Origin of the sequence: Vibrio sp. VP6, assembly GCF_028823755.1 — a bacterium.
GTDB lineage: Bacteria > Pseudomonadota > Gammaproteobacteria > Enterobacterales > Vibrionaceae > Vibrio > Vibrio parahaemolyticus.
On the sequence record NZ_JAPEID010000055.1, the window covers coordinates 1 to 24,857 of the forward strand.

Consider the following 24,857-nt stretch of genomic DNA (forward strand, 5'->3'; position numbering starts at 1 on the left):
TTTTCACGTTTTTTTTGATTTTTTTATCGTTTGGGTGTTTTTTATTCTAAAAGGCGAGTTTTCACCACTATTCTACCTCCATGTCCCCTGTAATTGCCCCTAATAAGGAGAAAAGATGAGCTCAATTAGAAGCTACAAAGGTATAAAGCCTCAACTTGGTGAGCGTGTTTACGTTGACTCAACCTCAGTGTTAGTCGGAGATATCCGTATTGGGGACGATTCTAGCATTTGGCCATTAGTAGCGGCACGAGGCGATGTGAACCACATTCACATTGGTGATCGAACTAATATTCAAGATGGCAGTGTCTTGCATGTCACCCATAAGAACGCCGAAAACCCAAACGGCTATCCACTTATTATTGGCAATGACGTTACGATTGGCCACAAAGTGATGCTGCACGGTTGTGAGATCCACGATCGTGTTTTGGTTGGTATGGGGGCGATTGTTTTAGATGCTGTCGTTATTGAATCAGAGGTGATGATTGGAGCGGGCAGTTTAGTACCGCCAGGAAAGAGATTAGAAAGCGGTTATCTTTATGTCGGTAGTCCAGTAAAACAAGCTCGCCCTCTATCAGAGACAGAACGAGCTTTTTTGCAAAAGTCTGCCAATAACTATGTTCAAAACAAAAACGACTACTTACATGAAGTAGAAGACTTGAACTAAAGGTCTGTTAGCCGATGATAATATGGCCTTCTTCGTTGAAGGCTTCATCTTCTATTAACTCTTCTGCTATTTCTTCCAGATCAAATCGGTAGTCAATAAAAGCGGCGATCACGGCCTGCTCCGTATCTAACTCTGAGCCAGATAACTTTTCTAACTTTTGTTTCGTCACAAAGCATTCTATTAGCGCACCAGATTGTTGCGCCGCAAAGTTTACTGATTGTGATACTTCATCCCATGATTGCATGTCTGGGAATAAGATGGATTGATTCATCGCTTATTGACCTTCAAGGTTCTTTCTTAATTCACGCAAAATCTGTTTGGCCCCAGGACGAAGACCGCGCCATAACATAAAACTCTCAGCAGCTTGGCCAACTAACATACCTAAACCATCATAAGCATGTGCCGCACCGTGTTGCTTAGCCCATTGGTTAAATGTGGTATCACCTTTGCCATACATCATGTCGTAGCTTGTACTATTGGCGGCGAACACCGAGGAAGAGATCGCAGGTAACTCACCACTCAATGATGCAGACGTAGAGTTGATTATGACATCGAACTCTTCAGCAATGGTATTCATCTCTTTTGCTGTAACAGGGCCATACGCAGAAAACAATTCTGCCAATTCTTCGGCTTTGGAAAATGTACGATTAGTTATCGTTAGAGATGTTGGTTTTTGATCGAGCAATGGTTTAATCACTCCTCGAGCGGCACCACCAGCTCCTATGATCAGGATACGTGCGCCTTCTAAAACGACTTGATGTTGCAACAAGTCCTGCACTAAGCCTGCACCATCAGTGTTATCACCAATGATTTCACCATCATCAAGCTTCTTAAGTGTATTCACTGCTCCAGCAAGCTGAGCACGCTCGGTCAAACGGCTAGCAAATTGATAGGCATCTTCTTTAAAAGGCAAGGTCACGTTACAGCCTTTGCCGCCGTCAGCAAAAAATGCTTTCGCCGCCTCGATAAATCCACCCACAGGCGCACACTCTGCGGTGTATGTTAGGGACTGATTAGTTTGACGAGCAAAGAGTGTATGGATAAATGGCGACTTGCTGTGCCCGATAGGGTTACCAAACACGGCGTAACGATCGATTTGCGGGGTCATGTCCTTACCTTTATTCCTTACTTAGATATAGAGAAAACAGGGCCATCTGATTACAGATGACCCTATCACTATCTATCTATATAGAAAAGGAGATTCCGTGCTTACCATTCGCGTGGTTTCAGGTATCGCTCGTAAAGTTCGGCTTCAGGCGTTCCTGCTTCTGGTTCGTAGCGGTACTCCCATCGCGCTAACGGCGGCATCGACATCAGAATCGACTCGGTACGCCCACCACTTTGTAAACCAAATAAGGTGCCACGGTCGTAGACTAAGTTGAACTCAACATAACGACCACGACGGTAAAGTTGGAATTCACGTTCGCGCTCGCCATATTCGATGTCTTTACGACGAGACACAATCGGCAAGTAAGCTTGGCAATAGCCTTCACCCACCGCTTTGATGTAATCGAAACACTTATCAAACTCCCAGTGATTCAAATCATCAAAGAACAAACCACCGACACCACGAGTTTCGTTTCGATGTGGCAAGAAGAAGTACTTATCACACCACGCTTTGTGTTCTGCATATACTTCTTCACCAAATGGGGCACAGATTGCCTTAGCTGTATCGTGCCATGACTGACAATCTTCTTCGAAAGGATAGAAAGGAGTCAGGTCGAAACCACCACCAAACCACCAAATTGGCTCTTCGCCCTCTTTCTCTGCGATAAAGAAACGCACATTCGCATGAGAAGTTGGGATGTAAGGGTTTTTGGGATGGATAACCAAAGAGACCCCCATCGCTTCAAAACGGCGACCAGCTAGCTCCGGACGATGTGCCGTCGCAGATGCTGGCATTTCTTTCCCTTCCACATGCGAGAAGTTCACCCCACCTTGCTCGAAAACAAGGCCATCACGCAGAACACGTGAGCGCCCACCACCACCAAGACGTTCGTCCGGTTCACGATGCCATGCATCTTCGACAAAGACGGCCTTTCCATCTTCTTGTTCTAACTGCTGACAAATGGAGTCCTGAAGTGACATCAGGAACTGCTTTACGGCGTACTTATCGATTGCTGACATACGTTATTACCTATTACGTGATACCTATTGATGGCTAGCAAGCAGGGTTAGCCCTGTCTTAATATTTGTGAAGTTTTGGCGTCACGAATCTCGCTGGGTTTATCACGGCCGCTGGTTTCACCACGAAGAATGGCCACCAGCTTGTCACCCAATTGCTGCTCTACCTCTTCCGTGGTCATACACGGTGGCAAGCCGGAAAGATTCGCGCTGGTAGAGGTTAACGGCTTTCCGAATGCATTACACATCTTTTGAACCAAAGGATGATCAGTCACACGAACTGCAATTGAATCAAACTGTCCTGAAACCCAGTTGGAGACTTTATCGCTCGCTGGCATGATCCAAGTGTATGGGCCAGGCCAAGTTGCATGAACGGTCGCTAATTGTTCTGGAGTCAGTTGAGATTCATCTATATACGGCAAGAGCTGCTCATAACTTGCGGCGATCAGAATCAGCCCTTTTTCCACCGGACGCTGCTTGAGATCCAGTAGTTTTTGAATTGCGTCTGGGTTATCTGGATCGCATCCGACACCAAAAACCCCTTCTGTTGGGTAGGCAATCACTTCGCCTTGTTGTAGTGCGTTGAGCACTTGTTCAAAGTTATCCACCGATTACTTCCTGATTGTCTGACTGTATTATTTTCACTAAGTGTACAAATATTCATTCTCAGACACTAAAGCAATTTTTTTATAAAATGTATCAATAGCGTCAACAACAAGACGCAAACGTTTGCTTGAGATAAAAATCCCCGTATAATGCGCACAAATTTATCAGCTCACCTAATTTTGCAGCTTGAAGGAGTTTGAGATGAAAGTCGGTATCATCATGGGTTCTAAATCCGATTGGCCAACCATGAAACTAGCAGCAGACATGCTGGATCAATTTGGCGTGTCTTACGAAACAAAGGTGGTGTCAGCTCACCGTACTCCTCAACTACTAGCCGATTACGCTAGCAGCGCGAAAGAACGCGGCATCAAAGTGATCATCGCAGGTGCCGGTGGTGCAGCTCACCTACCGGGAATGGCGGCAGCCTTCACCAGTTTGCCTGTACTTGGCGTTCCGGTTCAATCTCGCGCTCTAAAAGGCATGGACTCTTTGCTATCTATTGTACAAATGCCAAAAGGCATTGCAGTCGGCACGTTAGCGATTGGCGAAGCGGGCGCTGCAAACGCGGGCATCTTAGCGGCACAAATCCTAGGCACTCATGACGAAAGTATCATGGCGAAGGTAGAAGCGTTCCGTAATGAACAGACGGAAACCGTACTGGCTAACCCAAATCCAGCTGAGGATTAATCAGATGCATGTACTGGTTCTCGGATCAGGTCAGTTGGCTCGCATGATGTCTCTGGCTGGTGCACCACTGAACATCCAAATCTCGGCTTACGATGTCGGCAGTGGTAACGTTGTCCATCCTCTTACCCAACAGGTGCTTGGTCATGGTTTGGAAAATGCCATTGAACAAGTGGATGCGATCACCGCAGAATTCGAACATATTCCTCACGATGTACTCGACATCTGTGAATTAAGTGGCAAGTTCCTCCCTAGTACCGAAGCCATCAAAGCAGGCGGTGACCGCCGTGTTGAAAAAGCGCTACTCGATAATGCTGGTGTGCGTAATGCAAAGTACTACGTGATTGAGACACGTGAAGATTTTGAACGCGCAATTGAACATGTTGGCATGCCTATGGTGCTGAAAAGTGCATTGGGTGGTTACGATGGTAAAGGCCAGTGGCGCTTGAAAGAAGCGGCTCAGACCGAGACGATCTGGGCAGAAATGTCGGAGTGCATTGCAGCAACACCAACTCAAGCGATTGTGGCTGAAGAGTTTGTGCCATTTAACCGTGAAGTATCGTTAGTCGGTGCGCGTGGCAAAGACGGCAGTGTTGAAGTTTACCCTCTAGCAGAAAACGTTCATACCAATGGCGTATTGAGCTTATCCACCGCAATTGATGCGCCAGAGCTGCAAGCCCAAGCCAAGCAGATGTTCACGGCCGTCGCAGATAGCCTGGATTACGTTGGCGTATTGGCACTCGAGTTCTTTGATGTCGATGGCACACTGTTAGTCAATGAGATTGCCCCACGCGTGCACAACTCCGGTCACTGGACACAGCAAGGTGCGGAAACTTGTCAGTTTGAAAACCATCTGCGCGCCGTGTGCGGCTTGCCGTTAGGCAGCACCAAACTGATTCGCGAAACCTCAATGGTGAATATTCTTGGTGAAGATACGTTACCAGAAGCATTGCTCGCCATGGATGGTTGTCACATCCATTGGTACGGCAAAGAGAAACGTGAAGGACGCAAAATGGGTCACATCAACGTATGCGGTGACTACCCAGGAGAATTGCACCGTAGATTGTGCGCTCTAGCGGATGTCTTAGATCCAATGGCATTCCCAGCCGTGCACGAGTTTGCGAAACAAGCACAACGCTAAAATCTAGCCCCAAAAACCACAAAGGGTCGCACGATGCGACCCTTTTTAATTCCTTTGATGTATTTACCCTTGTTGAGTGTGCTGGCACTTACGGTTGGCACATTGCAATTTCACACCACTGGCCAGTTTCTTCTCCACCAACAACGTAAAACCACATTCCTCGCACCTCCCCTTTACCGGAGGGAGATTCACTGCAAATTTACATTTAGGGTAGTTATCACATGCGTAGAAAGTTTTACCAAAACGCGTCTTACGTTCAACCAAATGACCTTTACCGCATTCAGGACACGCATGGTGCTCTTGCGACTGCTTTTCTGGCTCAGGTTGATTAATCGACTCAATATGATGGCACGCCGGATAGTTACTGCAACCAACAAACATCCCATAACGCCCTTGGCGTAATACCAACTCGTTACCACAATCTGGACAAGGAACGCCAAGCTCTTTGACGATGTGTCCATCATTGTTGTGCAGGGCTTTGATGTAATCACAGCTTGGGTAGTGGCTACAGCCAAGAAAGGGGCCGTGTTTGCCATGTTTGAGGGTCAACTCGCTGCCACATTTAGGACACGGCTCGTATTCCAATGCGTGTTCAGGGGCAGAGAAAAGGGTGTTGTCGATTTTACTACTCATACTTACCGTTTCGTGAAAAACACACCAAAAGACAAGCTCGCGTTCTTGCTAGCTAAACTCGAACTTGCCTAGATTGGGTTAGTGAAGAATCCCTTGTTCCTTGGTGTACAACAGCTCTTCCATTAGCGTATAAGCGTTTTCATTGCCAGGCACATTAAACAGCACCATCAAAATGATCCATTTGAGGTCTTCAAGCTCAAACTCGCTCGTTTCTAGCCCCATCACTCGGTCAATCACCATTTCACGAGTTTCTGTCGTCAACACATTGATTTGCTCAAGGAACAATAAAAAGCCTCGGCACTCCAAATCCAAACGCTGCATCTCTTTCGCAGTATAGATACGAGTCGATGATGACGCGATACAAGCCGAAATCGCAGAAGATGTATCACTTTGCTGCAGCGCTGCGAGCTCTTCTAACCAGACAAGGGCTTTGTAGATATCTTTTTGTTGGAAGCCTGCGCGAAGCAATTCTTCTTCCAACTCGTCTTGTTCGACCTGTAACTCTGCATCGCTATGGATGTAGGTTTCGAATAGATACATCAGTATATCCATCATCATAGCTAGCCCCTCCCCTTTCGAATATAGCCACCTGAAACCGCAACAACATGCCCAGAGAGCTCAAGCTCTAAGAGCTGCATCATGACTTCTTGGACAGGTATATTGGTCCTGTTTGCAAGAATATCAACCGGTGTAGCTTCACTTCCTACGTTAGCTAACAGCTGAGGAAATGGCAATTCTTCTTCATCATTTAGCGTAGAAAATAAATCGATACTTTGATTAACAGACCAATCGAGTAAAGACTGTATTTCATCGAGGATATCTTGGGTTTTCTCTACGAGGCAGGCACCGTTGCGAATCAATTGGTTACCACCACTCGCATTGCGAGCATTAATTGAGGCCGGCAGCGCAAACACTTCTCGCCCTTGCTCAAGGGCATAGCGCGCGGTAATAAGCGAGCCACTTTTCTCGGCCGCTTCCACCACTAACACACCTAACGATAAGCCGCTAATGATACGGTTTCGACGCGGAAAGTTTTCTGCGCGAGGCTTGGCATTGGGACGAAACTCAGAAACCAGTGCGCCATTCTCTGTTACTCGCTGCGCTAAACCACGATGACGAGCAGGATAAACATGTTCTAAACCAGACCCGAGCACAGCTATCGTCTTACCACCCGCTTGTAGCGCACCATCATGAGCATGGCCATCAATCCCAAGCGCTAAGCCGCTAGTGACAATCAATTCTTGCTGAGCCAACTCTGCCGCAAATTGACGTGCATGGTGTAAACCATCAAAACTGGCGTTACGGCTGCCCACCATGGCAATTTGTGGTTGCGATAAAAAGGTAGGATTCCCCTCAACAAATAACAACGGAGGCGGAGCGACAACTTGCTTGAGTAAAGGGGGATATAAAGGATCGGCCAGCGTCAGGATGTGATGATTTTTAGAAGTGGCTAGCCACGTTAAACAAGCATCGACCTCTTTATCGACCGAAGCCCAAGCTTGCAGCTGTTTGTTCGTCAAACCCAATTGATAGAGCTGCTCAGAAGAGGAATTGATGATATTGCGAGGCGTATCTTTGGCGAGCAGCTTATTCATTTTGCCCCCACCGATGCCTGGCAAGCAACTCAGCTTAAGCCAGGCAGCAAGGTCACTGTCGTTATTGCGTGGTTTCATTGGTGGTCGGCTCTTGCGTCAGAGGCGAAACCACAGAGACCTCTTTATTGATGGGTTTAGTGCTGGTTGTGATCAACGCCAAGCTAAAGTACTCATAAGGACGAATGACCAGCAACTCGCCAACCTTGCTTTGAGGTAAGGTTATTTTCTTATCGAGGACACCAAACTCTTTCTTGAATTCATCGCCATCTTTGTAAACCGGATGCGCGTCTTCTTTTAAATCAAACACACTGCCTTGTTTCAGACTGTCAGACGTACCTTTATCAATCACCACGACTTGGTTGGTTGAGCTAAAACGAATACCTTCGATATTGCCTAGCAACTTTGCAGAACTGCCTTGTGGCGACGGCATAGGGTAGAACGTTGTTGTGAAGTCAGTGTTCTCAACCGATTGATTTGGCAAAGCGATATCGTTGCACAGGATTTCTTGCAATTGAGACGTGATCTTCAAACCAGAATAATCGCTCGAAGCCTCAACGAGCTCGCCTTTGGCAATCAAACGCAACGCAGTGATCTCTTTAGAAACATCGTCACGCGAAAAGGTTTCTACCGGTCGGTAAATAGCCCAGCCTGTAGCGGTCTGCTTACCATCGATGTACAGCACATCTTCTGCCGTCAGATACTTACTGCCTTTGCTGCTGCCCATCACTTTTGCAGCATTGTTCAACGCATCTTGATCCAGCAACCGATCCGATTTGAGATACGGCATCACCAAACCTTCCGCTACCGTTGGTACGGCTTTCTTTTCTGTGATGCGTGCTTTCGGGCTCAGCTTCTTAACCGGTTTTAGGCTCAACACGGGCTGACCGTTAATCCACACCAAAGACAGCTTATCTCCGGGATAAATTAAATGAGGGTTATCGATGTCTGGATTGACTTGCCATAAACGAGGCCACAACCACGGGCTATCTAAGTACATGGCCGAAATATCCCATAACGTATCGCCCTTCACGACTACATAAGTTTGTGGCGCATCATCTTTAACAGTCAGTGGTTTAGCATCCACATTTGCTACAGCGTTGAAAGAGAAAAGTAACGGCAACGTAACACTGGCAACGTTGCGGAAAATTCGATTCATGACCCTCGTCCTTGGTCTGTTAAGCAGGAACCAGAATGGAAATTGGTGCAAGGATGCTGTCATTTAGGCCATAAAATGTCTAGAATTGAGCCAACAAGGTTTGTGCTGTTTCGGCACAGTTCAATATTTCGAGTGAATATGTCTGTATTACAAGTATTAACATTCCCAGATGATCGCCTGCGCACGGTCGCGAAGCCTGTTGACGCGGTGACTCCTGAGATTCAAAAAATCGTCGATGACATGATTGAAACCATGTACGACGAAGAAGGTATTGGCCTTGCTGCAACGCAGGTTGATATCCACAAACGTATCGTAGTGATTGATATTTCAGAAACTCGCGATGAGCCGATGGTGCTAATCAACCCTGAGATTCTGGAAAAGCGTGGCGAAGATGGCATCGAAGAAGGCTGTCTGTCGGTACCAGGTGCACGCGCACTTGTGCCTCGCGCTGCAGAAGTTACCGTTAAAGCACTGGATCGTGATGGCAAAGAGTTCACCTTTGAAGCCGACGACCTGCTAGCGATTTGTGTTCAACACGAGCTTGATCACCTACAAGGTAAGCTATTCGTGGATTACCTATCACCACTGAAACGCAAACGCATTCAGGACAAGCTAGCAAAAATCAAACGCTTTAACGAGAAGCAGCAAAACGCTTAATCTCGAACCATACCAATTAGAAGGAAGTCTACCTTGAGTCAGTCTTTACGTATTGTCTTTGCAGGTACTCCGGATTTCGCCGCCCGTCACTTGGCGGCGTTGTTGTCTTCGGAGCATGAAGTAATCGCGGTTTACACAAACCCAGATCGTCCAGCGGGTCGTGGCAAGAAATTGGCTGCGCCACCGGTAAAACAACTGGCGCTGGAACACAACATCCCGGTTTACCAACCTGAAAGCTTTAAGTCCGACGAAGCGAAACAAGAACTTGCCGATCTGAACGCCGATCTCATGGTTGTCGTGGCATACGGTATGCTACTGCCACAAGCGGTTCTTGATACCCCGAAACTGGGTTGTATCAACGTACATGGTTCTATCCTACCTCGTTGGCGTGGTGCGGCTCCAATCCAACGCTCTATTTGGGCGGGCGATGCAGAGACTGGCGTGACCATCATGCAGATGGACATCGGTCTCGACACCGGTGATATGCTGAAGATTGCAACTCTGCCAATCGAAGCGACAGATACAAGCGCTTCAATGTACGAAAAATTGGCTGAGCTTGGTCCAGAAGCCCTGATTGACTGCCTAGCAGACATTGCTGCGGGTAAAGCAGTGCCAGTGAAGCAAGACGATGAGCTAGCGAACTATGCGAAAAAACTCAGCAAAGAAGAAGCACGCATCAACTGGAACGACGATGCGGCGCACATTGAGCGCTGCGTTCGTGCATTTAACCCATGGCCAATGAGCCACTTTGAGGCGGCAGAAAATAGCATCAAAGTATGGCAAAGCCGTGTGGCAGAGCAAACCAGTGACAAGCCAGCCGGCACCATCGTGCAAGCAGATAAAACCGGTATTTATGTTGCGACAGGCAACGGTGTACTGGTGCTAGAGCAACTGCAAGTTCCTGGCAAAAAAGCCATGTCAGTTCAGGATATTCTGAACTCACGTGCTGCTTGGTTTGAAGTCGGCACTCTGCTGGTTTAAGCCATACAAGGGGTTATCATCCCCAATAATACGAACTTTTAGAGGGCAGAGATGCCCTCCTTTACTTTAAGGTACTCATCATGAATGTTCGCGCTGCGGCTGCTAACGTCCTGTATCTTGTCGTCGACAAGGGCCACTCACTTTCAAGCGCTCTTCCAGCGGCTCAACAAACGGTACGACCTCGTGACCACGCTCTGCTACAAGAGATCTGTTACGGTGCGCTACGTTACCTACCTCGCCTAGAAATGATCGCAAACCAGTTGATGGATAAGCCGCTCAAAGGCAAACAACGTGTATTCCATCACCTAATTCTGGTTGGCATTTACCAACTGAGCTTCATGCGTATTCCTGCGCACGCAGCAGTCGGTGAAACGGTCGAAGGCACTAAAGAGCTGAAAGGTCCTCGTCTGCGTGGTTTGATTAACGCTGTATTGCGTAACTACCAACGCAACCAAGAAGAACTCGACCAAATGGCCGTCAGCAACAACGCTGGCAAGTACGGCCACCCAAGCTGGTTACTAAAACTGCTGCAAGAGGCCTACCCACAGCAATGGGAAAGCATTGTTGAAGCGAACAACCAAAAAGCTCCAATGTGGCTGCGTGTGAACCATCAACACCACACTCGTGATGAATACCTTGCGCTACTCAAAAATGAAAACATTGATAGCACGCCACACACAGAAGCAATGGACGCCATAAAATTGGCCGCACCATGTGACGTGATGAAGCTACCTGGCTTTGATAAAGGTTGGGTTTCGGTCCAAGATGCGGCAGCGCAGCTTTCGATCAACTACCTAAAACCACAAGACGGCGAACTGATTTTAGATTGCTGTGCTGCGCCAGGTGGCAAGACTGCGCACATTCTAGAGCGCACGTCGGGTAGTGAAGTGGTCGCGATTGACTGCGACGACACACGCTTGAAACGTGTGCATGAAAACCTGAAGCGTCTCAACCTTCAGGCAAAAGTGGTTTGCGGTGATGCGCGTAATCCACAAGAATGGTGGCAAGGCGAGCAATTTGATCGCATTTTGCTGGATGCCCCATGTTCTGCGACTGGCGTGATTCGTCGTCACCCAGACATCAAATGGCTACGTCGTGCAGACGACATCGCCGCATTAGCAGAGCTGCAAAGTGAAATTTTTGATGCCATGTGGATGCAACTGAAACCCGGCGGCACAATGGTTTACGCGACTTGTTCAATCACACCGCAAGAAAACGTGGAGCAAGTAAAAGCGTTTTTAGCACGTACCGCGGATGCGCAACTGCTGGATTCTGATCCCGACCAGCCTGGTCGTCAAATTCTACCAGGCGAAGAAGATATGGATGGTTTCTACTACGCAGTGCTAACTAAAACACACGCGTAACAGCATGCTAAATAGGGCGATTGGAGTGATTTCAATCGCCTTTTTCAGATAACGAGAAAAGAGTATGAAGATCATTATTCTTGGTGCAGGTCAGGTTGGCGGCACACTGGCAGAAAACCTAGTGGGTGAAAACAACGACATCACCATCGTCGACAACAATGCCGACCGACTGCGTGAATTGCAGGACAAATACGACCTGCGTGTGGTCAATGGCCATGCGAGCCACCCCGACGTGCTGCACGAAGCTGGTGCGCAAGACGCCGATATGCTCGTCGCAGTAACCAACACTGATGAAACCAACATGGCCGCCTGTCAGGTCGCGTTCACTCTATTCAACACCCCAAACCGCGTTGCACGTATTCGCTCTCCAGAATACTTGGCAGAAAAAGAAGCCCTATTTAAGTCTGGTGCGATCCCCGTCGACCACCTGATTGCACCAGAAGAGCTGGTAACCAGCTACATCGAACGTCTGATCCAATACCCGGGCGCGCTGCAAGTGGTGAGCTTTGCTGAACAGAAAGTCAGCCTAGTGGCGGTAAAAGCCTACTACGGTGGCCCGTTGGTGGGTAACGCGCTGTCTGCTTTGCGTGAGCACATGCCGCACATCGATACCCGTGTGGCAGCGATTTTCCGTCAAGGCCGTCCGATTCGCCCGCAAGGCACCACCATTATTGAAGCCGATGATGAAGTGTTCTTCGTCGCCGCAAGCAACCACATTCGCTCTGTAATGAGTGAGCTACAGCGCCTAGAAAAACCTTACCGCCGCATCATGATTGTTGGCGGGGGTAACATCGGCGCAAGCTTGGCAAAACGCCTAGAGCAAACTTACAGCGTGAAGCTGATTGAGCGCGACTATCAGCGTGCAGAAAAGCTGTCTGAACAATTAGAGAACACCATCGTGTTCTGTGGCGATGCCGCAGACCAAGAACTGCTGACTGAAGAAAACATCGACCAAGTTGACGTATTCATCGCTCTCACCAACGAAGATGAAACCAACATCATGTCCGCTATGCTGGCAAAACGCATGGGCGCGAAGAAGGTGATGGTACTGATCCAACGCGGCGCGTACGTTGACTTAGTCCAAGGCGGCGTGATTGATGTGGCCATCTCACCACAGCAAGCAACCATTTCCGCCTTGCTGACGCACGTTCGCCGTGCAGACATCGTAAACGTATCGTCTCTGCGTCGCGGTGCGGCGGAAGCTATCGAAGCCGTAGCGCACGGTGACGAAACCACATCCAAAGTGGTTGGCCGAGCGATTGGCGACATTAAACTGCCACCGGGAACCACCATTGGTGCTGTCGTTCGTGGCGAAGAAGTTCTTATCGCACACGATCGTACCGTCATCGAGCAAGATGACCACGTCGTGATGTTCTTGGTCGACAAAAAGTACGTACCAGACGTCGAAGCGCTGTTCCAGCCGAGCCCATTCTTCCTCTAGGATTTTCCTATGGTCAACTTACGTCCCGTACTGTTTGTTATCGGGCTGGTTTTATCCAAACTGGCCCTTTTTATGTACGTGCCGACTTTGGTCGCTTTCTTCACAGGTACGGGCGGTTTCCTCGATTTCGCCCAAGCCGTTGTGATCACGCACCTTGCCGCCTTCATCTGTTTGACGATTGGCCGAACCGCCAAGTTCAAACTCAGTGTGCGCGACATGTTCCTCATCACCAGTTTGGTCTGGACCATCGCCAGCGCGTTCGCCGCGTTGCCATTTGTGTTCATTAACCACATCAGCTTCACCGATGCCTACTTCGAAACCATGTCGGGGATCACCACCACGGGCTCCACAGTGCTCAGTGGCTTGGACAACATGGCGCCGAGCATTTTGTTATGGCGCTCCATCTTGCAATGGCTGGGTGGCATTGGCTTTATCGTAATGGCGGTGGCAATCCTACCCATGTTGAACGTCGGTGGTATGAAGCTGTTCCAAACGGAATCGTCCGACTGGTCAGATAAAAGCAGCCCAAGAGCCAAAACCGTAGCGAAGAACATCGTGTTGGTGTATCTGATCTTAACGGGCATGTGCATTGGTGGCTATGTTCTGACGGGCATGAACCTGTTTGAAGCGATCAACCACGCCTTTACCACCCTATCTACCGGCGGTTACTCGACCTCCGATAGCTCAATGAACAACTTCTCCAACGGCGCGCACTGGGTCGCGACCACTTTCATGTTCTTGGGCGGTCTGCCATTTCTATTGTTTGTTGCCGCTCTACGCAAACGCAGCATCGATATTCTGGTCAAAGATGCACAGGTACGAGGCTTTGCATACTTGTTCTTGTTCTCAAGCTTAGTGGTTGCCGCTTGGCTAGTGATTCGCGATGGTTACACCATTTTGGATGCCCTGCGAGTGTCGATGTTCAACATCGTTTCTGTGGTGACAACCACCGGGTTCGGCTTGGAAGATTTCACCGCTTGGGGCGCTCTGCCAACCACGCTCTTTGCCTTCTTAATGATGGCTGGGGCATGTTCTGGCTCAACCGCAGGCGGGATTAAAATCTTCCGTTTCCAAATTGCTATGACGCTGTTGAACAAACAGATCATGAAACTGATTCATCCATCCGGCGTTTTCGTGCAACGTTACAACCAACGTCCTGTGAACGACGACATCGTGCGCTCTGTGGTGGCGTTTGGGTTGATGTTCTTTATCACCATCATCTTTATCGCTGGCTGTTTAAGTGCCCTTGGTCTTGATCCCGTGACCAGCATTTCTGGCTCAATCACCGCCGTTGCCAACGTGGGTCCTGGCATGGGTAGCGTGATCGGCCCAACCGGTAACTTCGCGCCACTACCAGATGCCGCTAAATGGCTTCTAAGCTTTGGTATGTTGATGGGCCGCTTGGAGATTCTGACTATTCTTGTACTGTTCTTCCCTGCGTTTTGGCGCCGTTAAGCAGACACAAATAAAAGGTATGACAATGAAAACATGGATCACTCTGGCGACCCTACTCGCCACCTCATCCGCCTACGCCGCTGAAGTCGTCACTTTAGCCGACGGTCGAGAAGTGAAGTTGAACGATGACTTTACTTGGGAATACGTGATGACAAGTTCTGCGCCAAAAGAGGCCGTAGCCCAAACCACAACCAGCGCGGTTGAAACTGTCGCAGCTCCTGCGATTGCGACAATTCCGGTCGTAACAAAAACCGTCGGTACCACCGTGGTTGTGAACGCGAAAAAACCAACCTTGCAGTTGTCAGACTCAGGGGTTGACGTACTGATTGGCTCTACGAGCTACGAAGATGGAGAACTGGTACTGCCAACGTCTATCACCAACCAAAGCTCTCAATCTGTCATTCAGGTGGAAGTTGAGGTACAAGTGTTTGATATGTCTGGCAAGCAACTGGCGAAAGAAAAGGTCACGGTTTGGCAATCCATCAAACGAATGGCGGATACTTACCTGAGACCACAGCAAGCAGAACAAGGTAAGAGCATTAAACTGGCCGTGCCGCAATCTCAGCAATACCAGTTTTCTGCCAAAGTGTTAGAAGTGAAAACTCGCTAATACGGGTCTGATATTCTTTGTCGAGCGTATCTTGCCACGCTGACGCGTGAGGCTTAGGTCGCTAAGTTTAGATAGGCTCGACAAAGTAATAAATCGCGAAGAAGTGACACACACAACCCGCTAAAACGAAGCCGTGCCAAATCGCATGGTTAAAGGGAATGCGCTTCGCTACGTAGAAAATCACCCCTAGCGAGTACACCAAACCGCCCACCGCAAGCAGCGTAAGTCCACCGATATCCAGATTGATCGCCAGCTGATAAATCACAATCAACGACAGCCATCCCATCACCAAATAAGTCATCAGCGACAACTTCTTAAAGCGATAAACAAACGCGACCTTCATGATGATGCCGAGCAAAGCAATGCTCCAGATAACTATCATCAAGCCAAACGCAAGTGGCGTGCGTAAACTCACCAACAAAAATGGCGTGTAACTGCCAGCAATAAGCAGATAAATAGCGCAATGGTCGAAGGTTTTCAGCCAGCGTTTCGCTTTAGGGTGAGGGATCGCGTGGTACAGCGTTGAGGCTAAAAACAGCACAATAATACTGGAGCCGTAGATCGCCATGCTTGTCACGGTCAATGTGTCAGCTTGGTGGTTTGTCGCTTTGATTAACAACAGGATTAACCCGACAATGCCGAAAATCATCCCAATACCGTGCGTGATGGTGTTGGCGAGCTCTTCACTTTGACTGTATTGAGGTTTCTGCGATGAGGACATCAATGCGCCTATACTAGAGTTTTGAATATTCGCTCTAGTATGGCACATTAAGCGTACACGTGTAAGCTAAAATTAAGACTCGTGAATCGCGGTCGTTTGGTCGAGGTAATTGAGGACAAGCTCACCCACGTCTTCCAGGTTTGTTGTCACCGGAATACACAGTTCGCGCTTGAGTTTTCCACTGCCGAGCAAGCTGGCAAGCATACCGCGAGAGCCACTGCGAGTGCGGTCAATCTCAAACCAAAGCTTGAGGTTTTGCTCATCGCGATGCGCGACAAACTCTAACTCGCGCCATACGCCATGATATGGGCCATCAGTGGGCACCATTTCAAACTCTTGTACAAATGGCAGTTCGAAACCTTTTACCTCTTCGCATTCGACTTGGCGAATACGCAAGCCTTGGGCTTCAAACGCTGACAATATGGCATCCATAAGTGGGTCGGGTCTAACGGTGAGAATGTCTTTGTCGGTAGGGTCAAGCGCCATCGCCACATCTAAGCCGGTTTCTAGCCAGACTTTTGCATCGCCAATGGTCACTGGTGTGTTCCAAGGCACGTCGAGTTTGACGTCAAAGGTGCGCTCTTCACCAGGATGAATCGTAAAGGCGTACGGGAGATTCCATTTCGCCAAGACATGCGTTTGCGGTACTCGACGCATGCTGTGCCCTTCTCGCGCACCACGGTCGTCCGGAGCCTCTGCGATGTAGCGGCAACAAAGCTTCATATCGATATTATCGATCGCTTGTTCTGTCGCGCCACCATAAACGTGAATAGAAACATCCACACTTTGACCGGGATAAAGCACATCCTGATTTAGAATCGAATCTACCTTAGCGCTGCCGATCCCAAAGCTCGCAAGTGTCTTCTTCAAAAATGACATATGCACCTCCTTTGTCGAGATCTCATACTACTACTGCTGATCATGGGATCAAAACAAATTTTTGCGTCGATCCGAGCGACAAAATAACAAAATCGAGAGAATTCAATTGCTCAACTATCGACCAATTATAACAAGGGTGCTAACCTATACATGATATGCATGCATATCGGTATTCCTGACTCATTTATTGGACTGGCGAAAGCCAAAAGAGCCACCCTTCAAGCAGTTGAAGCTCAACTCATAATGAATCAGGCCATTACATCGGCAATGGATATGCCTGGCAGTTAGGTAATCGAATGCGCCCAACTACAGTCAGGTTCGCACACACCAATACAAGTGCAATGCGCCGCCGCAGTGGCTTCACTACTGCATCTAAGGCAAAACAAGTTGCGCCAGCTATGACACTGGTTGAGAAGACAGCAATAGTGTCGAGTGTTACAACCAAAGTTATCAAAGCAGCTTAACCAAAAGCGCGGCGCCAGCTGCGCTTTTTCTTTTCCTTCCTTTTCTATTTGTCTTCGCGATGCAATTTGATACCTTAAGCGCAAATACTTATAAATATTGTGGAGAAAGAAATGAAGTGTCATCGCATAGAAGAGCTACTTGAGCTATTAGAGCCTGAGTGGCAAAAAGACCAAGAAATGAACCTGCTGCAATTCATCGTCAAACTGGCGCAAGAGGCAGGCTACGACGGCAAGTTGGAAGATCTCTCCGACGACGTACTGATCTACCATCTTAAAATGCGCAACAGCAGCAAAGACGAAATGATCCCAGGCCTGAAGAAAGACCAAGAAGATGACTTCAAAACCGCCATCTTACGTGCTCGCGGCATCATCAAATAAACACGTCTCACGACTTTCGAAGCGACTCCTCAGAGTCGCTTTTTTTATAACTAAATCAAATAGATTTTTAATACAGTTATAACTGTTCAGCCGTTTATTAGGTTAACTGTACTGACTTTTGTTGTTAAACGTAGACTGCGTTAAAGAAAAGGAATTGTTATTGCTTGTATAATCGCCGTTTATCAGTATTAACTAAAATAATTAATAGCAATGTCACAGAGCGACATCACCAGAAATGCCGCCGTACATTATAAAAAAGCCTAAGAAGGATGAGTGCATGAGTCAGGATAAGATCGATATCAAAGATGTGACTCCCAAGACTTTCAACCCGAAAACCCATAAAGGAAACGGGGATCGTTTTAACCCAAGCAATCGCATCTACGTTCGAGAAAGTAAAGGGACTTACCAAAAACTGCGTCGCTACGGCGGTTGGTTCTTACTGCTACTGTTTGCTTTGGTACCGTGGATCCCATACGGCGAGCGACAAGCGATCTTGCTTGATATCGGCAACCAGCAGTTCAACTTTTTCGGCACCACGCTTTATCCGCAAGATCTGACCCTACTCGCTCTGCTCTTTGTGATCGCCGCGTTTGGCCTGTTCTTCATTACCACCTTTTTAGGCCGAGTCTGGTGTGGCTATCTCTGCCCGCAAACCGTGTGGACCTTCATGTACATCTGGTTTGAAGAAAAACTCGAAGGCAGCGCGAATAAACGTCGCAAACAAGACGCCAATAAACTCACCGCCAACTTAGCCATGCGTAAAACACTCAAGCACATCGCTTGGTTTGCTATCGCGCTCGCCACAGGATTCACCTTTGTTGGTTACTTTGTGCCGATGAAACAACTGGTGATTGATTTCTTCACCTTCAACGCGAACTTCTGGCCAGTATTCTGGGTGATGTTCTTTGCCATCTGTACTTACGGCAACGCAGGTTGGATGCGCTCAATCATGTGTATTCACATGTGTCCTTACGCGCGTTTTCAATCAGCGATGTTCGACAAAGACACGTTCATCGTCGGTTACGATACCAAACGTGGTGAAAAGCGCGGTCCACGTTCACGTAAAGCCGATCCAAAACAACTGGGCTTAGGTGACTGTATTGACTGTGACCTGTGTGTGCAGGTGTGTCCAACTGGCATCGATATCCGTGACGGCTTGCAGTATGAATGTATCAACTGTGGCGCTTGTATTGATGCGTGTGACAACACCATGGATCGCATGGGCTACGAAAAAGGCTTAATCAGCTACACCACCGAACACCGTCTATCGGGCAAACACACCAAAGTGATGCGACCTAAGCTACTGGGCTACGGCGCGGTACTCTTGGTGATGATTGGTCTGTTCTTCGCTCAAATCGCCGCCGTCGATCCTGCAGGCATGAGCGTGATTCGCGACCGTAACCAACTGTTCCGCGTGAACAGCGCTGGCGAAGTAGAAAACACCTACACCCTAAAAGTGATCAACAAAACTCAACAAGTCCAAGAATACAATCTGGATGTAAAAGGATTGAACGATGTGAGTTGGTACGGCAAACAAACAATTCAAGTTGAGCCAGGGGAAGTGTTGAACTTGCCAATGAGCCTTGGTGCCGATCCTGACAAGCTAAACTCTGCGATCACCACAATTCAGTTTATACTCACCGATAAGAGCAACGAATTCACTATCGAAGTTGAAAGTCGGTTTATCAAAAAGCTGTAACGACAACGTCGATAATTAATGGAAAAAGGCTCAGTAATGAGCCTTTTTATTTATATGTCCCAAAGTATGTTTAACTTTGACGCCCTCACCCCTGATTTCATGTGGTACGCGTTAGAAAGCATTGGCATTCGTGCTGAATCGGGCTTTCTGCCTCTCAACAGTTACGAAAACCGTGTGTATCAATTTACCGATGAAGAGCGCCGTCGCTACGTCGTGAAGTTCTATCGTCCGGAACGTTGGAGCAACGAGCAGATTCAAGAAGAGCACGATTTCACGCTTGAGCTGATTGATAACGAAATCCCCGTCGCCCCACCCGTACGCATCAATGGCAACACCCTGCACCACTATCAAGGCTATGGGTTCGCTCTCTTCGAAAGCGTAGGCGGTCGTCAGTTTGAAGTCGATAACTTAGAGCAGCTTGAAGGAGTTGGTCGCTTTTTAGGACGCATCCATAAAGTCGGCAGCCGACAAGCTTTTCAACATCGCCCTACCATTGGTTTGCAAGAGTATCTCTACCAACCACGTGAGATTTTGCAAAACGCCAATATGATCCCGATGCATTTAGAAAACAGCTTTTTCAATGACTTGGACATGCTCATCAAAGCCATCGAAAACCACTGGCAAGACAGCTTCACAACGATTCGTCTGCATGGCGATTGCCATCCGGGTAACATCTTGTGGCGCGACGGCCCAATGTTTGTCGATTTAGATGACTCGCGCAACGGCCCTGCCGTACAAGATTTGTGGATGCTACTTAACGGCGAACGCCAAGATAAGCTGATGCAACTGGACATCATTTTAGAGGCGTATCAAGAGTTTTGCGATTTTAACGCCGCGGAATTGAAACTAATCGAGCCGCTTCGCGGTCTACGAATGGTGCACTATATGGCATGGCTAGCAAAACGTTGGCATGACCCGGCATTTCCACTCGCTTTTCCATGGTTTAATGAGCCAAAATACTGGGAAGGTCAGGTCCTTGCATTTAAAGAGCAGATTGCCAGCTTAGAAGAAGCACCACTGTCTTTAATGCCTCAATGGTAAGTCAGGCCGAACAATTCAAAATGGAGATATTTAGATGAAAAAACTGTTCGCACTGTTTTCTATGCTGATGCTAAGCCTGTCGGCACATGCAGCGCAATTCAAAGAAGGTGAACATTACAAAGTATTGGATCTTGAAGTATCAAAGAAGCCTTTAGTGACTGAGTTCTTCTCATTCTACTGCCCACACTGTAATACCTTTGAACCAGTTATCCAGCAGCTTAAAAAGCAGCTACCTGAAGGCACCAAACTGCAAAAGAACCACGTGTCTTTCATGGGTGGCAATATGGGCCCTTCAATGAGCAAAGCATTCGCCACGATGGTCGCAATGAAGGTTGAAGATCAAATGGTGCCTGTGATGTTTAACCGCATCCACAACATGCGCAAACCACCTCGTGACGACGCTGAACTTCGCCAAATCTTCCTAGATGAAGGCATAGACGCGAAGAAATTTGACGCGGCTTACAACGGCTTCGCGGTTGATTCAATGGTTCGTCGTATGGACAAGCAGTTCGAAAACAGCGGTTTGACAGGCGTTCCTGCGGTTATCGTAAATAACAAATACCTAGTTCAAGCACAAAGCATCAAATCAATGGATGAATACTTTGCACTGGTGAACTACTTGCTAACGCTAAAATAAGCGCAACGTACAGAAAACAGGGGAGCACATGGCTCCCCTTTTTATTTGTGAATCTCTTGTAGCAGTTGGTCTTTCTCTTGCCACACATCCCCTAACCATTGCTGGAATTGGCGCTTGTACGGCTTGTCGTTGAAGTAATCCCCTAACACCTGCTCATCAACTGGCAACACTTTCACATGGACCACGATCTTAGTCATGCGCCCCATCAGCATGTCTTTAAAAGGTTTGTCCGTATTCTCTGGATACGCGAGGGTCACATCGATGATGTTCTCAAATTGCTCGCCCATTGCCGCCAATGTGTAAGCAATACCGCCTGATTTGGGTTGCAACAGATGTTGGTAGCCCGCTTTGCTTTTACGCTGCTTCTCTTGAGTAAAGCGTGTACCTTCCACGTAGTTCACAACCGTGGTTGGAGTATGCTTGAACTTGGCACACGAACGACGTGTGGTTGCCAAATCTTGGCCACGTTTGTGAGGGTTACGAATTAAATACTCACGAGAGTAACGACGCATGAAAGGCATGTCTAACGCCCAACATGCCATACCAATAAACGGCACATACAGCAGTTGTTGTTTGAGGAAAAACTTCGGCATTGGAATGCGATCTTTAAATACGCAGCACAGTACAACAATATCTGTCCAACTGAGGTGATTGCTGATCAGCAAATACCAACCATCTTTTTTCAGATTCTCGATGCCTTGAACGTCCCACTCCACACGGTTAGACAAGGCAAGAATCCCCGCATTGACGGTCGCCCAAATCCACATCACTTTGTTGGCAGCTTCCGTCCCTTTAGCTTTTAACTGCGCGGTCGGAAGTAGGATCTTAAAAATAGCGATGACACAAATTACGAGTGAACAAATCGCAGAATTGAGGATCACAAAAGAAGCGTTAAAAAAAAATAACAAATATGCCAACATGATAACCAAACAACAGTGATAAGGTGTGAGTAATAAAACAGCGTGTAATTATACTGCTCCGTTGCCACATTGGAACATTTGTGAGAATGGTCAGATTTGTTTTATGTAAAACCAAACTCATATCAAAATCACAATATTCATTCGACAACAAGGAGATAACGAATGAAACCAAGGCTAACCCTTTTGCCTTTGGCCTTTGTCGTCAGTGCTGCTCAGGCTCAACTCGCTGAAACGGCAGGGTTCAGCGGCGAAATCTCAATCAATGCTGGTGTGATTTCATCGGAATCGAACTTTAATACCGACAACAGCAAAACCATCGACTCGTTAGAGCAAAGCGCTGAAAGCGACACAACCGTCATCGCAGCGCCGCTCGGAAGTGTCGCCTACACGTTTGGTCACCAGCTCAACCACCAAGTGTATGCTGGTACAACGCGTTCCGATGTGGCAGTCGGTACGCTGGCTTTTCAATTAGGCTATCAGTACGAACTGCCGTCAGGCACCGTATTGGATGTCTCTTACCTTCCGACCGTCCTCAAAGGCGAAACGTGGCGTAATCCTTATCAAGTAGGTACGGCTCGTCAAACAACGGATGAAGGTGGTAACGCCTATCGATTTCAAATCAAAGGTTTGGTCGATAGAAACTTCACCCTTGATTTAGCTTATGCCGATAAAGATGTCGAACAAGATGAAGTCACCGACCGTTCACTCGCGCGTGATGCCAGTATTTATTACGTAAAAGGCGAATATCGTATTTCACTAGACCAAACATCGCTACTGCAACCCGCGTTCACCTATATCAACCAAGATGCGGATGGAAAAGCAGAATCGTATGACTCTTATGCCTTTGACGTAAGTTGGTTTAAGTTCATCAACCGTCATCGTTTAGCCTTAACCGCAGGCTATGCACTCAAAGATTATCAATCGGCTAGCCAAACTTTTGCGAAAACGCGCAGTGATGACACCTTGAGCTTGTTTGCCGCGTACGAATACCAAAACGTGTTTGATTGGCAGAACTGGTCGTTCATTTCCTTCGCGGGTTATAGCCAAACCGATTCAAACATCACCTTTTATGACGAAAATGAATACCTTTTGTCGTTAGGCTTTAACTACAGCTTCTAACGTGGTTCTCGCGGCGAACATATGAATACTCGCCGCGAACTCCTCTCAAATGACCACTACACGGCTTGAGCCGTGAGTTGTTTCAGCAATCGGTCCATCGCGCGATACCCGAGCGCTTCCGCCAAATGAGAACGCTTAATCTGCTCAGCACCTTCTAAATCCGCTATCGTACGGGCCACTTTAATGATGCGATGATAGGCACGAATCGATAACCCCAGCCGATGCAGTGCAGTTTCGAGAAATTCTGCATCGCTTTTTTGCAACGGACAAAATGCCTCAATCTCACGGCTGCCAAGCAGTGCGTTTACTTTGCCGTTTCGATTGAGCATGCTCTCGCGAGCAAGACTGACGCGCTCTTTGACGAGTTCCGTGGGTTCACCTCGGTCACCACCTTCCGCCAACGTGCCTTTCGGTAAGGATGGAATTTCTAACGACATATCAAAACGGTCGAGAAGCGGTCCCGATAAACGACCTAAGTAACGCAAAATAGCTTGAGGGTTAGTGCGAGCTTGATTCCCTTCGTAATAGCCAGTTGGGCTTGGATTCAACGCGCCCACCAGCTGAAAACGAGCAGGAAAACGCGTTTTACCCTGCGCGCGCGAAATGATGATCTCACCCGATTCCAATGGTTCTCGTAACGAGTCCAACACTTTACGGTCAAACTCCGGCATTTTCCTAATATCGAGTTTGAGTAATAAATATTGTCAATTTGAGACTTTGAATGTTGTGAGTGTTGTCCGAATTAGTGGAGCGCATCGCTTCAGATGCTAGCGGAACGATAGGTCATTCATTTTTCTATTTAGTCGAGCAAGTAGCTATGTTATCCATTCAATCTGACGTCTTCATCTAACCCCTCCTCACGAATAAATATTCACTTATTCGTGAGGCGCAACAACGGATTCAGTCACAGAATTCAGATAGAGAGCGAAACTGCCAGCTAAAACAGTTATGCCCCAAGATGTGTTTAGAGCGCAAGAAGCCGTCATGAGATTTATTCGTGAAACAAGCTGTTTCCCAATTGTCCAACAGGTTGTTTCGTAAATCACCTCTGCTCTAACCCGCTTCTGATCTCGTCGCTTCGGCAATAGAACTAACTAATGCCCCATCCCGTGTTTCAGGACAAACCTTACCCGTAGTTAATAACTCAGTATGCTATAAATTATCTAATCTTATCTTGAATGGAAGACGAGTTGTGAGCAAAAAACGGTTATCTGAAAAAGAACTGGTCAAGGGGATGACGCCCCACACTGCGCATAGTGATGAACTAGCTGAAGTAACATTGGATGAGTTGGGCCTTGAAATTTCTGAAAGTGATTACATGGCCGCGTTGAAGCGAATTAAATCACTGCTTGATGTAGCCGAATCCGGCACTCCTGAAGGAGACGAGCTTGAAAGGCTCGCAGCATTGGTTGAAGAATACGAGGAAAAACACTTCACCATTTAATAACTGCAACGCATTTTGCCCCAAAACTCGCTAGACCAAACACTCTACAAGATCTGTTTCGTTCATTTTATCCTACAAAAAGTTATTCGATAGAATGCAACTCAACACGATTGAGTCTACATTATATTTATTTAGCCTGTCAGATTGCCTATTTGATTGGTTAAATCATCAGATTGTCTTCTTGTGGATGATAAACACTTGAAAATATTGTTATTATCGTTTTTATTTATCAGTAAAACCGACTTCCATGAGATATGAATCCGCTCCTGTAGCCCCAAAAGAAAGACAAGAAACAACTAGACAGCGAGCAGCTCGCCAACGTAGAGAGCGTCAGGAAGAGTTGAGGTATACCGCGAGCGATGAAAAGCGATGGGCAGAAATTAGAGAGAGGGTTCTTAGAGATAGACAAGAGGCTGGATTAGGTCAAATCTCTCAAGGTTTAAA

27 protein-coding genes and 2 pseudogenes are annotated in these 24,857 nt (G+C 47.6%); 17 read left to right on the plus strand and 12 right to left on the minus strand.

Annotated elements, in window-relative coordinates:
• Positions 1-115 precede the first annotated feature (115 nt).
• Complete coding sequence (locus OU793_RS22200; RefSeq protein WP_005394003.1) at positions 116-664, plus strand: gamma carbonic anhydrase family protein; 549 nt, start codon at positions 116-118, stop codon at positions 662-664.
• Positions 665-671: 7 nt separating this feature from the next.
• Here OU793_RS22200 and OU793_RS22205 read toward each other — a convergent pair whose 3' ends face one another.
• The 4 genes from OU793_RS22205 to OU793_RS22220 all read right to left on the minus strand — a co-directional run bounded on the left by OU793_RS22205 (position 672) and on the right by OU793_RS22220 (position 3,396).
• Complete coding sequence (locus OU793_RS22205) at positions 672-935, minus strand: DUF1488 domain-containing protein (RefSeq protein WP_005497408.1); 264 nt, start codon at positions 933-935, stop codon at positions 672-674.
• Positions 936-938: 3 nt separating this feature from the next.
• Complete coding sequence (aroE, locus tag OU793_RS22210; RefSeq protein ID WP_015297507.1) at positions 939-1,772, minus strand: shikimate dehydrogenase; 834 nt, start codon at positions 1,770-1,772, stop codon at positions 939-941.
• A gap of 101 nt (positions 1,773-1,873) precedes the next feature.
• The gene (hemF, locus tag OU793_RS22215) at positions 1,874-2,791 is read right to left on the minus strand and encodes an oxygen-dependent coproporphyrinogen oxidase (protein ID WP_140103773.1); all 918 of its coding nucleotides are present in this window, start codon (positions 2,789-2,791) and stop codon (positions 1,874-1,876) included.
• A 47-nt stretch (positions 2,792-2,838) separates the two neighbouring features.
• Positions 2,839-3,396: an L-threonylcarbamoyladenylate synthase gene (locus OU793_RS22220; RefSeq protein WP_005461456.1), complete on the minus strand. Its 558-nt coding sequence runs from the start codon at positions 3,394-3,396 to the stop codon at positions 2,839-2,841.
• A 199-nt stretch (positions 3,397-3,595) separates the two neighbouring features.
• Here OU793_RS22220 and purE point away from each other — a divergent pair, with 199 nt between their 5' ends.
• Together purE and OU793_RS22230 are read left to right on the plus strand one after the other, a co-directional pair.
• Complete coding sequence (purE, locus tag OU793_RS22225; RefSeq protein WP_005394016.1) at positions 3,596-4,081, plus strand: 5-(carboxyamino)imidazole ribonucleotide mutase; 486 nt, start codon at positions 3,596-3,598, stop codon at positions 4,079-4,081.
• Positions 4,082-4,085: 4 nt separating this feature from the next.
• On the plus strand, positions 4,086-5,219 hold the full coding sequence (locus tag OU793_RS22230) for a 5-(carboxyamino)imidazole ribonucleotide synthase (RefSeq protein ID WP_140103772.1): 1,134 nt from the start codon (positions 4,086-4,088) through the stop codon (positions 5,217-5,219).
• A gap of 63 nt (positions 5,220-5,282) precedes the next feature.
• Here OU793_RS22230 and OU793_RS22235 read toward each other — a convergent pair whose 3' ends face one another.
• The 4 genes from OU793_RS22235 to OU793_RS22250 form a co-directional block, all read right to left on the minus strand.
• Positions 5,283-5,852: a type I DNA topoisomerase gene (locus OU793_RS22235; protein ID WP_140103771.1), complete on the minus strand. Its 570-nt coding sequence runs from the start codon at positions 5,850-5,852 to the stop codon at positions 5,283-5,285.
• A 78-nt stretch (positions 5,853-5,930) separates the two neighbouring features.
• The gene (locus OU793_RS22240) at positions 5,931-6,410 is read right to left on the minus strand and encodes a DUF494 family protein (protein ID WP_005461440.1); all 480 of its coding nucleotides are present in this window, start codon (positions 6,408-6,410) and stop codon (positions 5,931-5,933) included.
• Between the two features lie 2 nt (positions 6,411-6,412).
• Positions 6,413-7,525 (minus strand): DNA-processing protein DprA, encoded by a 1,113-nt coding sequence (gene dprA / locus OU793_RS22245; protein WP_159408119.1) that lies wholly within the window; start codon positions 7,523-7,525, stop codon positions 6,413-6,415.
• Positions 7,509-8,603, minus strand: a complete 1,095-nt coding sequence (locus tag OU793_RS22250) for a LysM peptidoglycan-binding domain-containing protein (protein ID WP_159404216.1) — start codon at positions 8,601-8,603, stop codon at positions 7,509-7,511. Before OU793_RS22250 ends, dprA begins: the two co-directional genes overlap by 17 nt.
• Positions 8,604-8,741: 138 nt before the next feature.
• Here OU793_RS22250 and def point away from each other — a divergent pair, with 138 nt between their 5' ends.
• The 6 genes from def (at position 8,742) to OU793_RS22280 (ending at position 15,111) form a co-directional block, all read left to right on the plus strand.
• Complete coding sequence (def, locus tag OU793_RS22255; protein ID WP_005461416.1) at positions 8,742-9,260, plus strand: peptide deformylase; 519 nt, start codon at positions 8,742-8,744, stop codon at positions 9,258-9,260.
• A gap of 33 nt (positions 9,261-9,293) precedes the next feature.
• Positions 9,294-10,241 carry a methionyl-tRNA formyltransferase gene (gene fmt, locus OU793_RS22260; RefSeq protein ID WP_005461453.1) on the plus strand — a complete coding sequence of 316 codons (948 nt, stop codon included), beginning with the start codon at positions 9,294-9,296 and terminating at the stop codon, positions 10,239-10,241.
• A gap of 80 nt (positions 10,242-10,321) precedes the next feature.
• Positions 10,322-11,605, plus strand: coding sequence for a 16S rRNA (cytosine(967)-C(5))-methyltransferase RsmB (rsmB, locus tag OU793_RS22265; protein ID WP_025796273.1), 1,284 nt, complete (start codon positions 10,322-10,324; stop codon positions 11,603-11,605).
• 64 nt (positions 11,606-11,669) lie between these two features.
• Complete coding sequence (trkA, locus tag OU793_RS22270; protein WP_005461427.1) at positions 11,670-13,046, plus strand: Trk system potassium transporter TrkA; 1,377 nt, start codon at positions 11,670-11,672, stop codon at positions 13,044-13,046.
• A gap of 9 nt (positions 13,047-13,055) precedes the next feature.
• Positions 13,056-14,501, plus strand: coding sequence for a TrkH family potassium uptake protein (locus OU793_RS22275; RefSeq protein ID WP_005481183.1), 1,446 nt, complete (start codon positions 13,056-13,058; stop codon positions 14,499-14,501).
• Between the two features lie 25 nt (positions 14,502-14,526).
• Positions 14,527-15,111: a DUF3157 family protein gene (locus OU793_RS22280; RefSeq protein ID WP_193237442.1), complete on the plus strand. Its 585-nt coding sequence runs from the start codon at positions 14,527-14,529 to the stop codon at positions 15,109-15,111.
• 67 nt (positions 15,112-15,178) lie between these two features.
• On the opposite strand, the gene OU793_RS22285 is transcribed toward OU793_RS22280, so the two are convergent.
• Positions 15,179-15,832, minus strand: coding sequence for a hemolysin III family protein (locus OU793_RS22285; protein WP_024699620.1), 654 nt, complete (start codon positions 15,830-15,832; stop codon positions 15,179-15,181).
• Between the two features lie 72 nt (positions 15,833-15,904).
• Positions 15,905-16,711: a sporulation protein gene (locus OU793_RS22290; protein WP_015297518.1), complete on the minus strand. Its 807-nt coding sequence runs from the start codon at positions 16,709-16,711 to the stop codon at positions 15,905-15,907.
• Between the two features lie 296 nt (positions 16,712-17,007).
• On the opposite strand from OU793_RS22290, the gene OU793_RS22295 reads away from it, so the two are divergent.
• The 5 genes from OU793_RS22295 to OU793_RS22315 all read left to right on the plus strand — a co-directional run bounded on the left by OU793_RS22295 (position 17,008) and on the right by OU793_RS22315 (position 20,930).
• Positions 17,008-17,175, plus strand: a complete 168-nt coding sequence (locus OU793_RS22295) for a hypothetical protein (RefSeq protein ID WP_011106137.1) — start codon at positions 17,008-17,010, stop codon at positions 17,173-17,175.
• 111 nt (positions 17,176-17,286) lie between these two features.
• Positions 17,287-17,553 carry a YihD family protein gene (locus OU793_RS22300; protein WP_005461387.1) on the plus strand — a complete coding sequence of 89 codons (267 nt, stop codon included), beginning with the start codon at positions 17,287-17,289 and terminating at the stop codon, positions 17,551-17,553.
• A 277-nt stretch (positions 17,554-17,830) separates the two neighbouring features.
• Entirely contained in the window at positions 17,831-19,252 is a 1,422-nt protein-coding gene (ccoG, locus tag OU793_RS22305) for a cytochrome c oxidase accessory protein CcoG (RefSeq protein ID WP_015297519.1), read from the plus strand.
• A gap of 54 nt (positions 19,253-19,306) precedes the next feature.
• On the plus strand, positions 19,307-20,293 hold the full coding sequence (locus OU793_RS22310; RefSeq protein ID WP_020904430.1) for a serine/threonine protein kinase: 987 nt from the start codon (positions 19,307-19,309) through the stop codon (positions 20,291-20,293).
• A 34-nt stretch (positions 20,294-20,327) separates the two neighbouring features.
• Complete coding sequence (locus OU793_RS22315; RefSeq protein ID WP_005454748.1) at positions 20,328-20,930, plus strand: thiol:disulfide interchange protein DsbA/DsbL; 603 nt, start codon at positions 20,328-20,330, stop codon at positions 20,928-20,930.
• Positions 20,931-20,971: 41 nt separating this feature from the next.
• On the opposite strand, the gene OU793_RS22320 is transcribed toward OU793_RS22315, so the two are convergent.
• Positions 20,972-21,850: an acyltransferase gene (locus OU793_RS22320; protein ID WP_017449322.1), complete on the minus strand. Its 879-nt coding sequence runs from the start codon at positions 21,848-21,850 to the stop codon at positions 20,972-20,974.
• 162 nt (positions 21,851-22,012) lie between these two features.
• On the opposite strand from OU793_RS22320, the gene OU793_RS22325 reads away from it, so the two are divergent.
• Entirely contained in the window at positions 22,013-22,969 is a 957-nt protein-coding gene (locus OU793_RS22325) for a DUF2860 domain-containing protein (RefSeq protein WP_024699616.1), read from the plus strand.
• Between the two features lie 56 nt (positions 22,970-23,025).
• Here the strand turns inward: OU793_RS22325 and OU793_RS22330 are convergent.
• Positions 23,026-23,664: pseudogene (locus OU793_RS22330) on the minus strand (ATP-binding protein); the annotation flags it as partial.
• 497 nt (positions 23,665-24,161) lie between these two features.
• On the opposite strand from OU793_RS22330, the gene OU793_RS22335 reads away from it, so the two are divergent.
• Both OU793_RS22335 and OU793_RS22340 read left to right on the plus strand, forming a co-directional pair.
• On the plus strand, positions 24,162-24,413 hold the full coding sequence (locus tag OU793_RS22335; RefSeq protein WP_159404218.1) for a hypothetical protein: 252 nt from the start codon (positions 24,162-24,164) through the stop codon (positions 24,411-24,413).
• A gap of 247 nt (positions 24,414-24,660) precedes the next feature.
• Positions 24,661-24,857: pseudogene (locus OU793_RS22340) on the plus strand (hypothetical protein); the annotation flags it as partial.